The following is a 14,927-nucleotide window of genomic DNA, read 5'->3' on the forward strand; positions in this document are numbered from 1 at the left end:
GGGTAAGAGAAGTGCTCAACTCTTCTTCCACCGCTCCGCAAACCGGTACAGCGGCATGGACGTCTCGTACAGGTCGCGCCCCAGCGCGGTCAGCCCATAGCCTCCGCCGTCGCCCAGCTCCACGAATCCCGCCTCGCGCAGCTCCGTCAACCGCGCTTGCAGCACCGTGGGCGAAGCCTCGTCGCAGGCGGTGCGCAGGGCGCGCGAGGTGAGCGGCTCGCTGCGCAATTCCCATAATATCCGCAAGGTCCAGCGTCGGCCGAGCAGGTCGAGCAGCGCCATGATCGGCCGGCCCGTGCGCGAGCCGCGGACGCTGCGTGTCTTTGAGTCGGCCTGTTTCGTCATCGGCGGTCCCTCGCGCTATGCTACAAATAGTGTAGCTTATTGCTACGATAATTGTAGCAAAGAAGGCCGCCCATGTCTTCCGCCATGTCCGAGGCTTCGCCGCGCATCGCGCCGCTCACGCCGCCTTATCCCCCGGAGATCCAGGCGCAGTTCGACCGCATCATGCGCGGCGCGCCGCCGCTGGTGCTGTTCCGGGTGATGGCGGGCCACACGCGCGCCTGGGACAAGTTCCGCGCCGGCGGCTTGCTCGATCCCGGGCCGCTGTCTTTGCGCCAGCGCGAGATCGTCATCGACCGCACCTGCGCGCTGAACAAATGCGAATATGAATGGGGCGCGCATGTCGCGATTTTTGCCGGGCCGGCAAACCTCAGCGAGGAAGAGGTCCGTGCCACCGTGCAGGGTGATGCGACATCGGCCTGCTGGTCTTCGGCGGAGCAGGCGCTGATCGCAGCCGTCGATGCGCTGCATCACCGCGCGACGCTGAATGAGGAGGAATTCGCAGCACTCGCGGCGCATTACGACGAGGCGCAGATCCTCGAGATCATGCTCCTGTGCGGCTTCTATCGCACGGTGTCGTATCTGGCGAACGGGCTGCGGTTGCCGCTGGAGGAGAAGGCGGCCCGGTTTCCGGCCGCTCTCTAACCGCCGTCATTGCGAGCGCAGCGAAGCAATCCAGAATCTTTCCGCGGAGGCAGTCTGGATTGCTTCGCTGCGCTCGCAATGACGGGGAGAGAGTTGCGGGCCTCACTCTCGCTGTCATTCCGGGGGGCGCGCCACTTGGCGCGAGCTATGATGCGCAATTGCGCATCTGAGAATCCATAGCGAGACAAACTCGGCGGCACGATGGATCCCCGGCTCATCGCTTCGCGATGCCCCGGGATGACAGGTAAACCCTACGCCACGCCCGCCCTCAGCAGATCGTGCAGGTGCACGATCCCCACCACCTTGTCCGCTTCGGTCACCAGCAGCGTGGTGATCTTGCCGGTGTTCAGCACCTCGATCATCTCGCTCGCGAGCATCGAGGGCGGCACGGACTTCGGCTGCCTGGTCATGATCTCGTCGACCGTCACCGTCAGAAGGTCGGGCCGCATGTGGCGGCGCAGATCGCCGTCGGTGATGATGCCGACGGCCTCGCCCGCATCGTTGACGATGCAGACGCACCCCAAGCCCTTGGCCGACATCTCGACCACGGCGTCCGACATCTTGGTGCCTTCGGACTTGACCGGGATTTCGGCACCGGTGCGCATGTAGTCGCGGACGAATTTCAGCATCGCGCCGAGCTTGCCGCCGGGGTGGAAATGCGCGAACTCCAGCGCGGTGAAGCCGCGGCCTTCGAGCAGCGCGATCGCGATGGCATCGCCGATCGCAACCTGCATCATGGTCGAGGTGGTCGGCGCCAGATTGTGCGGGCAGGCCTCGCGCGCCTTGGGCAGCTCGATCACGATGTCGGCGGCCTGGCCGAGCGAGGACGAGGCGTTCGACGTCACCGCGATCATCGGGATCGCAAAGCGCGCCGAATAGTTCACCAGCGTCTTCATCTCCGGCTGCTCGCCGGACCAGGACAGCGCCATGATGACGTCATCAGTGGTGATCATGCCGAGGTCGCCATGGGCGGCTTCCGCGGTGTGGACGAAGAAGGCGGGCGTGCCGGTCGAGGCCAGCGTCGCCGCGATCTTGCGCGCCATGTGCCCGGACTTGCCGAGCCCGGTGACGATGACGCGGCCCTTGGCGTTGCGGATCAGCTCCACCGCCTTGGCGAAAGTCGCGCCCAGCGGGCCGCGCAGCGCGGCGGCGAGGGCGTTGATGCCGCCGCTCTCCGTCTCCAGCGTGCGGAGCGCGGATTCGACGCTATCGGAGGTGGAGCCGGATGATTGGGTCATCAGCGGTTTCGAACTCGGCATGCTTGGGTCCAGGGAGGAGGGGCGTTCGCCCGTTGGCGCCTGCTTAGCACGCCGCGGCCAGCGAGGCGACGAGAGCCCTTATGCCCTCAACCGGTCATTAACCATAATTGTTTTAACTCCATTAACGATGGGTTCCCGCCAGCCGGTTGGAGGCCGTCTTGAAAGTGTTTGATTTCGTTGGAGTTATTCCATCGTGGGGTCGTCTCCAGGCATGGGCCGGAGCAAACGCGCGCATTTTCTGCGCGCCGCTTTGCCGTGCCTCGCGCTGACGGCCCTCGGCAGCGCCCCGGCAGCGGCCCAGAGCTTCACGCCCGACCTGTTCAATCCCAACCGCGGCGGCTTTGCCTCGCCCGACACGCTGCCGACGCGCCGCACGGCGGCCGTGCCGCAGGCGCCCTCGGACGCGCTGCCGGCGTTGCCCGATCCCAATGCCGATCCGCGCAAGAGCCAGCAGGCGCCGGCAACCTCCCGTGTCGGCCAGGTGCCGACCTACGGCCTGCCGGCTGCCAATGGCGCCAGCGGCTCCGGCTACGACTCCTTGAACCGCAAGCGCCAGCAGCCAAAGCTCTATCCCGGCCAGCCGAAGCCGAGGCGCGCGCTCGGCCCCGGCTCGCCGCCGCCGCCGGCAACGCCGGTCAGGACGCTGGGTCCGCCGCGAATCGCGCCGCCGCCATCCGAGAATGCGCACAAGACACCGGTCGCCCCGGCGATGGCCGGCAACGTGCCCGGCCAGCCGCTGCGCCGCCGCCTCAAGGCCGATGACGACGCGTTCGGCGCGGTCGGCGATTACGCCGGCAGCTTCCTGATCAAGGGCGGGCTCGAGCTCTCCGCCGGCTATGACACCAACCCGGCGCGCTTGAACAAGCCGGTCGGATCGCCGGTCTATGTCGTCGCGCCTGATCTCCTTGTCGCGTCCGACTGGGAGCGCCACGCGCTGGTCGCGGATTTGCGCGGCTCGTTCTCGGGCTACACCAACAACATGCCGGCGACGATCAACGGCTTTGCCTCGCCATCGCCGGTCGAGATCGACCGTCCGGATTTCACCGGCCATGTCGACGGCCGCGTCGACGTCAGCCGGGATCTCAAGCTGACCTCGCAGCTGCGCCTGCGGCTCGCCACCGACAATCCCGGCAGCCCCAACGTGCAGGCCGGCCTGCAGAAATATCCGGTCTATGCCACCTACGGCACGACGATCGGCTTCGACCAGACCTTCAACCGCTTCCAGGTCGCCGCCGGCGCCACCGTCGATCGCACCGCCTACACGGATTCGAAGCTCACCGACGGCTCGACCTTCAGCAACAACGACCGCGACTTCAACCAGTATGGCGGCGTCGGCCGCTTCTCCTACGATCTGAAGCCGGGCCTGAAGCCGTTCGTCGAAATCCAGGGCGACACCCGCGTCCACGACCAGGCTGCCGACCGCAACGGCTTCTTCCGCGATTCAAACGGCGGCTACGCCAAGGTCGGCTCGTCCTTCGAATTCTCGCGCATCCTCACCGGCGAGATCTCGGTCGGCTATTCCGCGCGCAACTATGTCGACCCGCGCCTCAGCCAGCTCGCGGGCTTCCTCACCGCAGGCTCGCTGATCTGGAATGCGAGCGGCCTCACCACGGTGAAGTTCTTCACCGATACACAGATCAACGAGACCACGGTCCCCGGCTCCTCCGGCGTGCTCGTGCACACCTACGCCGCCGAAGTCGATCACGACTTCCGCCGCTGGCTCACCGCAATCGGCAAGTTCACCTACGGCACCTACGACTACCAGAACCAGAACCGCAACGACAAAACTTATTCGCTCGAAGGCAACCTGATCTACAAGCTCAACCGCAACGTCTGGATCAAGGGCACGCTACGGCACGACATCCTGGATTCGAACCAGGCGGGGTCCAGCTCGCAGGGGACGGTGGTGATGTTGGGGGTGAGGCTGCAGAATTGAGGGGGGACGGCGAGGCGTGCTTGACTGCATCGGCGCCGGTGTCGGGCCGCTCTCGCCACCCACTCCGCTGTCATGCCCCGGCTTGACCGGGGCATCCAGTACGCCGCGACCTATCGATTCAATTACAACCGTCTCTGGGATACTGGATCGCCCGGTCAAGCCGGGCGATGACACCGTTTGCTGATTTGGCGGCCAAGCAAAAAACTCAGCGCGGCAGATCCGTCTTCCCCATCAGGAACGTGTCGATCGACCGGGCGCACAGCCGCCCCTCGCGGATGGCCCAGACCACCAGCGACTGGCCGCGGCGCATGTCGCCGGCGGTGAACACGTTCGGGCGCGAGGTCTGGTAGTCGAGCGTGTTGGCCTTGACGTTGCCGCGCGGGTCGAGCTCGACCGAGAGCAGCTTCAAGAGGCCCTCGTGCACGGGGTGAACGAAGCCCATCGCGAGCAGGACGAGCTCGGCGTCGAGCTCGAACTCGGTGCCGGCAATCGGCTTGAACTTGTCGTCGACGTGCACGCAGTGCAGCTTCTTGACCTGGCCGTTCTCGCCGGTGAACTTCTGCGTCAGCACGGCGTATTCGCGGACGGCGCCTTCGGCCTGGCTGGAGGAGGTGCGCATCTTCAGCGGCCAGTTCGGCCAGGTCAGGCCCTTGTTCTCGCGCTCGGGCGGGGCGGGCATGATCTCGAGCTGGGTCACCGACAGCGCGCCCTGGCGCAGCGAGGTGCCGATGCAGTCCGAGCCGGTATCGCCGCCGCCGATGACGACGACATGCTTGCCGCCGGCCAAAATCTCCTGGACGCCGTCCAGCGGCTCGCTGGAGACGCGGCGGTTCTGCTGCGGCAGGAAATCCATGGCGTAGTGGATGCCCTGGAGGTCGCGGCCGGGGATCGGCAGGTCGCGCGGGGCTTCCGCGCCGCCGGTCAGCGCCACCGCGTCATACTCGTTGAGCATCTCGCGCGGATCGACATTGCCGTCAGCGCCGACATGGCTGTTGTAGTGGAAGGTGACGCCTTCGCCTTCCATCTGCTTGACGCGGCGGTCGATGATGCCCTTCTCCATCTTGAAGTCGGGGATGCCGTAGCGCAGCAGGCCGCCGGCCTTGGCGTACTTCTCGAACAGATGGACGTCGTGGCCGGCGCGCGCGAGCTGCTGCGCGCAGGCCATGCCGGCCGGACCCGAGCCGATCACGGCGACCTTCTTGCCGGTCTTCTCCGCGGCGATCTCAGGCTTCAGCCAGCCATTGTCCCAGGCGCGGTCGACGATCGCGCATTCGATGGTCTTGATGGTAACGGGGTTGTCGTCGATGTTGAGCGTGCAGGACGCTTCGCACGGCGCCGGGCAGATGCGCCCAGTGAACTCCGGGAAATTGTTGGTCGAGTGCAGGTTGCGCGAGGCCTCTTCCCAGTTGCCCTGGTAGACGAGGTCGTTCCAGTCGGGGATCTGGTTGTTGACCGGGCAGCCGGGCGTGCCGGGCGCGACCGAGCCGGTGCCATGGCAATAGGGAATGCCGCAGTTCATGCAGCGCGCCGCCTGGTCGCGCACTTCCCGCTCGCTCAAGGGAACGACGAACTCGTTGTAATGCTTCACGCGTTCGGCGACCGGGGTGTACTTGCGGTCGTGCCGTTCGATTTCCAGAAAACCCGTGATCTTGCCCATTAAACCCGAAGTCCCTGCCGCTTAATTCGTTTGTTGCTTCTTCAACCGTCATTGCGAGGAGCGAAGCGACGAAGCAATCCAGTCTGCATCAAGGAAGAAAGTCTGGATTGCTTCGCTGCGCTCGCAATGACGGCGCTGATAGTACCTACGCCCCGATCGCGATTTTCGGCTCGGCGTCCGCGTTGGCGGCCATTTCGCGCAGCGCGCGCCGGTACTCGACCGGCATCACCTTGCGGAATTTGGGCAGCCAGTCCTTCCAGTTGGCAAGGATCTCGGCGGCGCGCTTGGAGCCGGTCGCCTTGGCGTGGCGCGAGATCAGGACGTGCAGCCGCTCGACGTCGGAGGCGAGCAGATTGGCGAACACGTCGACCCGGCCATGCGCCTCGAGGTCACCGGCGTGATTATAGGTGCCGGCGTTGATCAGCTCCTCGGACAGCACCGGTTCGAGCTCGACCATGCTGAGGTTGCAGAGCTTGTCGAAGTCGCCGGTCTCGTCGAGCACGTACGCAATGCCGCCGGACATGCCGGCCGCAAAATTGCGCCCGGTCTTGCCGAGCACGACCACGATGCCGCCGGTCATGTATTCGCAGCAATGATCGCCGGCGCCTTCGACGACGGCCACCGCGCCGGAGTTACGCACGGCGAAGCGCTCGCCGGCAACGCCGCGGAAATAGCACTCGCCCTGGATCGCGCCGTACATCACGGTGTTGCCGACGATGATGCTCTCTTCCGGCACGATGCCGCTGTTGGCCGGCGGCTTGACGATGATCTTGCCGCCCGAGAGGCCCTTGCCGACATAGTCGTTGGCTTCACCTTCGAGCTCGAAGGTGACGCCCTGCGCCAGCCACGCGCCGAACGCCTGACCCGCGGTACCCTTGAGGCCGACATGGATGGTGTCGTGCGGCAGGCCGGCATGGCCGTAGATCTTGGCGACCGCGCCCGACAGCATCGCGCCCGCGGAGCGATTGGTGCTGTTGATCCTGGCCTCGATCTTCACCGGCGCGCCGCGGTCGAGCGCAGGCGTCGCCTTCTCGATCAGCGAGCGGTCGAGCACCGCCTCCAGATGATGGTTCTGGCGCTCGGAGTGATAGATCTTCTGGCCCTTCTCTTCCTTCTGCTTGACGAACAGCTTCGAGAAATCGAGGCCCTTGGCCTTCCAGTGCGCGACCAGGCGGGTCTGGTCGAGCAGCTGAACCTGGCCGACCATCTCGTTGAAGGTGCGGAAGCCGAGGCTCGCCATGATCTCGCGGACTTCCTCTGCGACGAAGAAGAAGTAGTTGATGACGTGCTCGGGCTGGCCGGTGAAGCGCTTGCGCAGGACGGGGTCCTGGGTGGCGACGCCGACCGGGCAGGTGTTGAGATGGCACTTGCGCATCATGATGCAGCCGGCCGCGATCAGCGGCGCGGTGGCGAAGCCGAACTCGTCGGCGCCGAGCAGCGCGCCGATCACGACGTCACGGCCGGTGCGGAAGCCGCCGTCGACCTGGACCACGATGCGGCTGCGCAGCCGCTCGCGCACCAGCGTCTGGTGGGTCTCGGCGAGACCGATTTCCCAGGGGCTGCCGGCATGCTTGATCGAGGTCAGCGGCGAAGCGCCCGTGCCGCCCTCGAAGCCCGCAATGGTGACATGGTCGGCGCGCGCTTTCGCGACGCCCGCGGCCACCGTGCCGACGCCGATCTCGGAGACCAGCTTGACCGAAACGTCGCCCGTCGGGTTGACGTTCTTGAGGTCGTAGATGAGCTGCGCCAGGTCCTCGATCGAGTAGATGTCGTGGTGCGGCGGCGGCGAGATCAGGCCGACGCCCGGCGTGGAGTGCCGGACCTTGGCGATGGTCGCGTCGACCTTGTGGCCGGGCAGCTGGCCGCCTTCGCCGGGCTTGGCACCCTGCGCCATCTTGATCTGCATCATGTCGGAGTTGACGAGATACTCCGTGGTGACGCCGAAGCGGCCCGAGGCGACCTGCTTGATCGCCGAGCGCATGGAATCGCCGTTCGGCATCGGCTTGAAGCGGTCGGCTTCCTCGCCGCCTTCGCCGGTGTTCGACTTGCCGCCGATCCGGTTCATGGCGATTGCGAGCGTGGTGTGCGCCTCGCGCGAGATCGAGCCGAACGACATAGCACCCGTGGCGAAACGCTTGACGATGTCCTTGGCCGGCTCGACCTGGTCGAGCGGGATCGGCTTGCGCTTCTCTTCCTCGGCGTTCTTGATCCGGAACAGGCCGCGCAGCGTCAAAAGACGCTCCGACTGCTCGTTCAGGATCTTGGCGAAGGCGCGATAGCGCTCCTGCGAATTGCCGCGCGCGGCGTGCTGCAGCAGCGAGACCGACTCGGCGGTCCAGGCATGGTCCTCGCCGCGGCTGCGATAGGCATATTCGCCGCCGACGTCGAGCGCGCCCTTGTAGACCAGCGCCTCGCCGAACGCGTCGGCATGGCGGCGCACGGCCTCTTCCGCGATCTCGGCGAGACCGACGCCCTCGACGCGGGTATGCGTGCCGGCGAAGAACTTCGACACGAAGTCCGCCTTAAGGCCGACGGCGTCGAAGATCTGCGCGCCGCAATAGGACTGGTAGGTCGAGATGCCCATCTTGGACATCACCTTGAGCAGGCCCTTGCCGATCGACTTGATGTAGCGCTTGACGATCTCGTAGTCGTCGAGCGAGCCGGGCAGGCGGTCCTTCATCGCGATGATGGTTTCGAACGCGAGATAAGGATTGATCGCTTCGGCGCCGTAGCCGGCAAGGCAGGCGAAGTGATGCACTTCGCGCGGCTCGCCGGATTCGACGACCAGACCGACCGAGGTGCGCAGTCCGACGCGGATCAGATGATGATGCACGGCGGCGCAGGCCAGCAGTGCCGGGATCGGCACCCGGTCGGTGCCGACCATGCGGTCGGACAGGATGATGATGTTGACGCCCTCGCGCACCGCGCTCTCGGCGCGCGCGCAGAGCTCGTCGAGCACCTGGTCCATGCCGGCCGCGCCGAGACCGGCGTGGAAGGTGGTGTCCAGCGTCCGCGACTTGAAGTGCGACTCGGCGACGTCAGAGATCGAGCGGATCTTCTCGAGATCCGCATCGGTCAGGATCGGCTGGCGCACTTCGAGGCGCTTGGTCGTCGCCATGCCCTGCAGGTCGAACAGGTTCGGCCGCGGCCCGATGATCGAGACGAGGCTCATCACCAGCTCCTCGCGGATCGGATCGATCGGCGGGTTGGTGACCTGCGCGAAGTTCTGCTTGAAGTAGGTGAACAGCGGCTTGGCCTTGTCCGACAGCGCCGAGATCGGCGTGTCGTTGCCCATCGAGCCGGCGGCTTCCTCGCCGGTGGCCGCCATCGGCGTCATCAGGATGGTGATGTCTTCCTGGCTGTAGCCGAACGCCTGCTGGCGATCGAGCAGCGACAGGTTCGAGCGCACGCCGGTGGTCGGCACCTTCGGCAGCTCTTCCAGCACGATCTGGGTCCGCTCCAGCCACTCCTTGTAGGGATGGCTCTTGGCGAGCTCGGCCTTGATCTCGTCGTCCGGGATCAGGCGGCCCTGCTCGAGGTCGACCAGCAGCATCTTGCCGGGCTGCAGGCGCCACTTGGTGATGATCTGGTCCTCGGGGATCGTCAGCACGCCCATCTCGGACGCCATCACGATGCGGTCGTCCTTGGTCACGAGATAACGCGCCGGCCGCAACCCGTTGCGGTCGAGCGTGGCGCCGATCTGGCGGCCGTCGGTGAAGGCGATCGCGGCGGGGCCGTCCCACGGCTCCATCAGCGCGGCATGATATTCGTAGAAGGCGCGGCGCTTCTCATCCATCAGCGGATTGCCGGCCCACGCCTCCGGAATCATCATCATGACGGCGTGCGGCAGCGAGTAGCCGCCCTGCACCAGGAATTCGAGCGCGTTGTCGAAGCAGGCGGTGTCCGACTGGCCTTCGTAAGAGATGGGCCAGAGCCGGTTGATGTCCTTGCCGTAGAGCTCGGAGCTCACCGAGGCCTGGCGCGCCGCCATCCAGTTGACGTTGCCGCGCAGCGTGTTGATCTCGCCGTTATGCGCGATCATGCGGTAGGGATGCGCCAGCGACCAGGCCGGGAAGGTGTTGGTCGAGAAGCGCTGGTGAACGAGCGCGAGCGCGCTCTCGAAGTCAGCCTCGTGCAGATCGGGATAGTACTTGCCGAGCTGGTCGGCGAGGAACATGCCCTTGTAGATCACGGTGCGACAGGACATCGAGCAGGGGTAATAGCCCGCAAGGCCGCGGTCGCGGCGCTGGTAGATCGCCTGCGAGATCGACTTGCGCAGGATGTAGAGCCGGCGCTCGAACTCGTCCTCGGTCTTGGCGGTGCCGTTGCGGCCGATGAACACCTGCATGCAGGCGGGCTCGGTCGGCTTCACGGTGACGCCGAGCGAGGAATTGTCGGTCGGCACGTCGCGCCAGCCGAGCAGGGTCAGGCCCTCTTCCTTGATCTGGTCGGCGATGATGCTCTTGATGACGTTGCGCCAGGCCGTGTCGCGCGGCATGAACAGCGCGCCGATGGCGTATTCGCCGGGCGCCGGCAGCGTGAAGCCGAGCTCCTTGGCCTTGCGGCTGAAGAAGGCGTGCGGGATCTGCACCAGGATGCCGGCGCCGTCACCGGCGCGCGGGTCGGCGCCGACGGCGCCGCGATGCTCGAGGTTGCAGAGGATGCTGAGCGCGTCCGAGACGATCTCGTGCGACTTCTTGCCCTTGATGTTGGCGATGAAGCCGACGCCGCAAGAGTCCTTCTCCAGGCTCGGATCGTAGAGACCTTCGGCTTTGGGCCGCGAATTGTGCTCCTGAATCGGATCGGTCGTTTTCGAGGCGACCGTCGCCGACAGCTCTTCTGCCACGATGTTTGCGCGCTCGAATTGCGACCCGTTCATTGTTCCAATCCTCTCCATGCGGCAAGCTGCCTCACCGCTCTCGTCGGCGCACCTTGGGCGTACCGCGGCACCCGCCTCTGGGTCACCGCTCGTCCGTTGCGAGCCGCATTTTCTTAAATTCAGGCCTAGGCGTTCTTCGTCCCCGAGAACGGCTTTGCCTGTTGCCTTCTTGGTGCTCGAGAGCACCGACTTTCGTTGCAATCCCTGTGCCGGAACCGCAAGCAAATTTAAGACAGCTTTCCTGTCCTAACCATCACCTTGCCAAATTTTTGTCTACCACACAAGCACGCGGAAGTCCCGATTCCCGATATGTCAATCAATCGCTTTCCGAAAGTTGCGCGGCCCCGGTTTTGAAGCAAACGCGCCCTGATCCGGCCCTGTGGACGCCGAAATCCCCAATGAAGCTTCGGATCGGCCCTTCGGAAGGCGCGTCACGCCGCAAGAAGCGAAAGAGCGCACTCCGCACGGGGGCCTGACAGGAGCGTCTCGACCATGAAGTTTTTCACAGGATGTGTGGCCGCCGCCGCGCTGGCGCTGGCCGCAAGCACGGCCCAAGCGCAAGTTCCAGCGAACGGTATTACGGGAGGGGCCATGATCGCGGTGTCGGATTTCGACGGCCCCTATGCGCCGCCGGAAGCCGCGCCGCCCCCGCCGCCGCGCTACGGTTACGGCTATGAGGAGCGTGGCCCGGCCCCGGCACTGTTGCCGTCGACCGAGGTGTACGCGGTGCTGCGTGAAAACGGCTTCTCGCCGCTCGGCATCCCGCGGCTGCGCGGCAGCGTCTACACCATTGCGGTGATCGACCCCCGCGGCGACGACGGCCGGCTGGTGATCGATGCCCGCGACGGAAGAATCATCCGCTTCATGCCGGCGGCCGATGCCTACGGCATGGCGCCGCCTTATGAGGAGCGCGCGGTCGGCGCTTACGGCCCGCAAACCGCGCTGCCGCCGCCGACCATGATCCGCAGCGGCCCGCCGCGCCCGCCGGCTCCAATCCCGCATGTTGCCAAGCGCACCGTGCCGCTGCCCAAGGCGGCTCCGCCGCGTGGCGAGACGCCGGTCGCTGCCGCAAAACCGGTCGAGCCCACGGCGCAGCAGGCCCAAGCGCCGCAGGCCCAGGCCCCGCAGGCTCAACCTGCACAGGCGCAAGCTCCGCAGCAGACCGCCGCCGTGCAGGCAAAGCCCGCCGAGGCCGCGCCGCAAGCCACCGTGCCAACCGTCGGCGAGGCCAAGCCTGCTCCGACGATCCAGCCGACGCAGGAGATGCCGGCGGCGCAGGGGCTGGATTAGTCGCTGGTGGTTTGACGCAAGCTCGCGCCACATTTCCGGTGTCGTCCTGGCGAAAGCCAGGACCCATACCGCGAGGTCTGTCGGTTGAAGCGAGGTGTTAATACCGAAAGACGAGTATTCGCCAAATGCCTGCTTGGGGTAATGGGTCCTGGCTTTCGCCAGGACGACGGCTGAGCAAAACAAAAGGCGCCTGAGATTCAGGCGCCTTTTGCATTCACGCAATCACCTCAGCTCCGCGGATACCCCGCCGCGTCCAGGATCAAATTCGCCACCTCCTTCGGATGCGACACCAGCGAGAGGTGCCCGGCGTCGAGCTCGACCGTGGTGGCGTTCATGCGCTTGGCGAGGAAGCGTTCGAGATCGGGGTTGATGGTGTAGTCGTTCTTCGACACCGCATACCAGCTCGGCTTGCTATGCCACGCCGCTTCCGTGGTGCGGCCGGCGAAGATCGAGGCTGCCGTCGGCCACTGCACGGCATAGAGTTCTTTGGCCTGCTCCGGCTTCACGCCATTGGCGAAATATTTCAGGAAGGACTCTTCCGACAGCTTGGTGTAGCCGTCGCGCTCGACGATGCCGGCGCGCACGGGGCCGGTCGGAAACTGCTTTGACAGCGCAACGAAATCCTCGTTCGCATCGGGGGCGCGTGCGGCGACATAGACGAGCCCGGTGACCTTCGGGTCGGTGCCGACCTGGCTGATCACGGTGCCGCCCCAGGAATGCGCGACCAGCACGGTTGGCCCGTCCTGCTCGGCCAGCGCACGCTTTGTCGCCTCGACGGAGTCGGCGAGCGACGACAAAGGATTCTGCACGGCCGTCACATGCAGGCCGGCCGCCTGGAGAATCGGGATCACCTCGGACCAGCTCGAGCCGTCGGCCCAGGCGCCGTGCACCAGCACGACGTTCTTCGCCTTCACCGTTTGCTGTGTCTGCGCATGAGCGAGGCTGAGAGGTGCCGCCAGCAGGCTCGCGGCGACGAAAAGGCTGCGCCAGAAAGTCATCATCGTTCTCCGTGTTCTTGGGTTCGATGCCCAAAGGACGGAGGGACGGACAGCGGTGTTACGCGGCTCACCAGTCTGTGATGCGGTGCGAAAAGGTATCCAAACATCCGGCCTGCGCCGGGACGACAGCAAAACGGCAAAAAACGCCCCGGGGCACCGGGGCGTTTTCGCAACCTGGAAGTCGTGTGCGGCTTAGGCGGCTTGCGCGGCCGCGTTCTCGATCACCTGCGCCTTCGGGGCGCTGGTGTTGATCGCGATCTGGCGCGGCTTCTTGGCCTCGGGAATCTCGCGGACGAGATCGACGTGAAGCAGGCCGTTCTCGAGCGAGGCGTCCTTCACCTGCACGAAGTCGGCAAGCTGGAAGGCGCGCTCGAAGGCACGCGCGGCGATGCCGCGATAGAGCACTTCGGATTTGGAGTTCTCGTTGGCGACCTTCTCGCCCTTGATCGTCAGCGTGTTTTCCTTCGCGACGATGGAGAGCTCGTCCTTGGCAAAGCCCGAGACCGCGACGGTGATGCGGTAGGCGTTCTCGCCGGTGCGCTCGATATTGTAGGGGGGATAGCCGGGGCTGCCGTCAGAGCTGGCCTGGTCGAGCAGGTTGAAGAGACGGTCGAAGCCGACGGTGGAACGATAGAAGGGGGTGAGATCGTAGGTACGCATGGTCAAGTCCTCCATTGAGCGACTGTTGGGTAACCCGCCCGCCATCGGGCCGGGCTTTAGTTCTGTGTGCAGCCTGATGTTCCGGTTCCGAAACACTGGTAGCGGCCTGCACGAAGGTGATATGGGTGGGGTGAGACGGCGTTCAAGAGGGCGGCAACAGCGCCTTTTCGGCGCTCCCGCCCCTTGATTTGCAGCACTTCGCGCCAAGCCCTCCCAACCATGACGCTGCTCTCGATCCCGTCCAACCCCGTTCCCGAAAACGTCGTCAGCGGCACCATCAAGACCCCCGATGGCGCCGAGCTGCGCTTTGCCCGCTGGGCGCCGCCGGCGAACCGCAAAGGCACGGTCTGCGTCTTCACCGGGCGCAGCGAGCAGATCGAGAAATATTTCGAGACCGTGCGCGACCTGCGCGACCGCGGCTTTGCGGTGGCGATGATCGACTGGCGCGGGCAGGGCCATTCCTCGCGGCGGCTGCGCGATCCGCGCAAGGGCTATGTGCGCGACTTCTCGGATTTCGAGATCGACGTCGAGACCTTCGTGCAGCAGGTGGTGCTGCCGGATTGCCCGCCGCCCTTCTTCGCGCTCGCCCACTCCATGGGTGGCACGGTGATGCTGCGCGTGGCGCATGCCGGCAAGCGCTGGTTCGACCGCATGGTGCTGTCGGCGCCGATGATCGACCTGCCCGGTCGGACCACCGCGTTTCCGGCGCGGGCGCTGCTGAGAACGATGCGCCTGATGGGGATGGGCGGCCGCTACGTCCCCGGCGGCAGCGACCGCATCACCGGGCTCGACCCCTTCATCAACAATCCCCTGACCAGCGATCCCGTGCGCTATGCGCGCAACGCCGCGATCCTGGAGGAAGATCCGACGCTCGGGCTCGCGTCACCCACGGTCGCCTGGGCCGACACCGCCTTCCGTGCCATGCAGACCTTCAAGGGCATGAATTACCCTTCAGAGATCCGCCAGCCGATCCTGATGCTGGCGGCCTCCAACGACACCGTGGTCTCGACCGCGGCGATCGAGGAGTTCGCCTACCATTTGCGCGCCGGCTCGCATCTCGTGATCGCCGGCGCCAAGCACGAGATCCTGCAGGAGCAGGACCGCTACCGCTCTCAGTTCTGGGCGGCCTTCGACGCCTTCGTGCCGGGCACGCCGCTGTTCAAATGAGAGGGCTCCGCAGGGCCGGTGAGAACTCGCGGAGTGTCCTCCTTCTCCGTCATTGCTTCGTCGCAAGTGCTCCTCGCAATGACGGCGTGGATGC

The 14,927-nt window shown here is 65.7% G+C and carries 10 protein-coding genes; 4 read left to right on the top strand and 6 right to left on the bottom strand.

Going from position 1 to position 14,927, the window contains the following annotated elements; genetic code table 11:
* Nucleotides 1-15: 15 nt before the first annotated feature.
* Nucleotides 16-345 carry a helix-turn-helix domain-containing protein gene (locus tag QA649_RS06755; RefSeq protein ID WP_283023501.1) on the bottom strand — a complete coding sequence of 110 codons (330 nt, stop codon included), beginning with the start codon at nt 343-345 and terminating at the stop codon, nt 16-18.
* An 84-nt stretch (nt 346-429) separates the two neighbouring features.
* On the opposite strand from QA649_RS06755, the gene QA649_RS06760 reads away from it, so the two are divergent.
* Nucleotides 430-987 (top strand): carboxymuconolactone decarboxylase family protein, encoded by a 558-nt coding sequence (locus tag QA649_RS06760; protein WP_283025980.1) that lies wholly within the window; start codon nt 430-432, stop codon nt 985-987.
* 251 nt (nt 988-1,238) lie between these two features.
* On the opposite strand, the gene QA649_RS06765 is transcribed toward QA649_RS06760, so the two are convergent.
* A complete protein-coding gene (locus tag QA649_RS06765; protein WP_283023502.1) occupies nt 1,239-2,246 on the bottom strand; it encodes a KpsF/GutQ family sugar-phosphate isomerase in 1,008 nt (335 codons plus the stop codon).
* Nucleotides 2,247-2,439: 193 nt separating this feature from the next.
* Between QA649_RS06765 and QA649_RS06770 the strand changes: the two genes are divergently transcribed.
* The gene (locus QA649_RS06770) at nt 2,440-4,182 is read left to right on the top strand and encodes an outer membrane beta-barrel protein (RefSeq protein WP_283023503.1); all 1,743 of its coding nucleotides are present in this window, start codon (nt 2,440-2,442) and stop codon (nt 4,180-4,182) included.
* 205 nt (nt 4,183-4,387) lie between these two features.
* Here the strand turns inward: QA649_RS06770 and QA649_RS06775 are convergent, their stop codons facing one another.
* The gene (locus QA649_RS06775) at nt 4,388-5,839 is read right to left on the bottom strand and encodes a glutamate synthase subunit beta (protein WP_283023504.1); all 1,452 of its coding nucleotides are present in this window, start codon (nt 5,837-5,839) and stop codon (nt 4,388-4,390) included.
* Between the two features lie 145 nt (nt 5,840-5,984).
* On the bottom strand, nt 5,985-10,718 hold the full coding sequence (gltB, locus tag QA649_RS06780) for a glutamate synthase large subunit (RefSeq protein WP_283023505.1): 4,734 nt from the start codon (nt 10,716-10,718) through the stop codon (nt 5,985-5,987).
* A gap of 492 nt (nt 10,719-11,210) precedes the next feature.
* On the opposite strand from gltB, the gene QA649_RS06785 reads away from it, so the two are divergent.
* Entirely contained in the window at nt 11,211-12,008 is a 798-nt protein-coding gene (locus tag QA649_RS06785) for a hypothetical protein (protein ID WP_283023506.1), read from the top strand.
* A gap of 227 nt (nt 12,009-12,235) precedes the next feature.
* On the opposite strand, the gene QA649_RS06790 is transcribed toward QA649_RS06785, so the two are convergent.
* Together QA649_RS06790 and QA649_RS06795 are read right to left on the bottom strand one after the other, a co-directional pair.
* Nucleotides 12,236-13,006: an alpha/beta hydrolase gene (locus QA649_RS06790; RefSeq protein WP_283023507.1), complete on the bottom strand. Its 771-nt coding sequence runs from the start codon at nt 13,004-13,006 to the stop codon at nt 12,236-12,238.
* A gap of 192 nt (nt 13,007-13,198) precedes the next feature.
* Entirely contained in the window at nt 13,199-13,666 is a 468-nt protein-coding gene (locus QA649_RS06795; RefSeq protein WP_283023508.1) for an Hsp20 family protein, read from the bottom strand.
* A gap of 219 nt (nt 13,667-13,885) precedes the next feature.
* On the opposite strand from QA649_RS06795, the gene QA649_RS06800 reads away from it, so the two are divergent.
* Nucleotides 13,886-14,833: an alpha/beta hydrolase gene (locus QA649_RS06800; RefSeq protein ID WP_283023509.1), complete on the top strand. Its 948-nt coding sequence runs from the start codon at nt 13,886-13,888 to the stop codon at nt 14,831-14,833.
* The last annotated feature ends 94 nt before the right edge of the window (nt 14,834-14,927 follow it).

Source organism: Bradyrhizobium sp. CB1717 (genome assembly GCF_029714325.1).
In the GTDB taxonomy this organism is placed as follows: domain Bacteria; phylum Pseudomonadota; class Alphaproteobacteria; order Rhizobiales; family Xanthobacteraceae; genus Bradyrhizobium.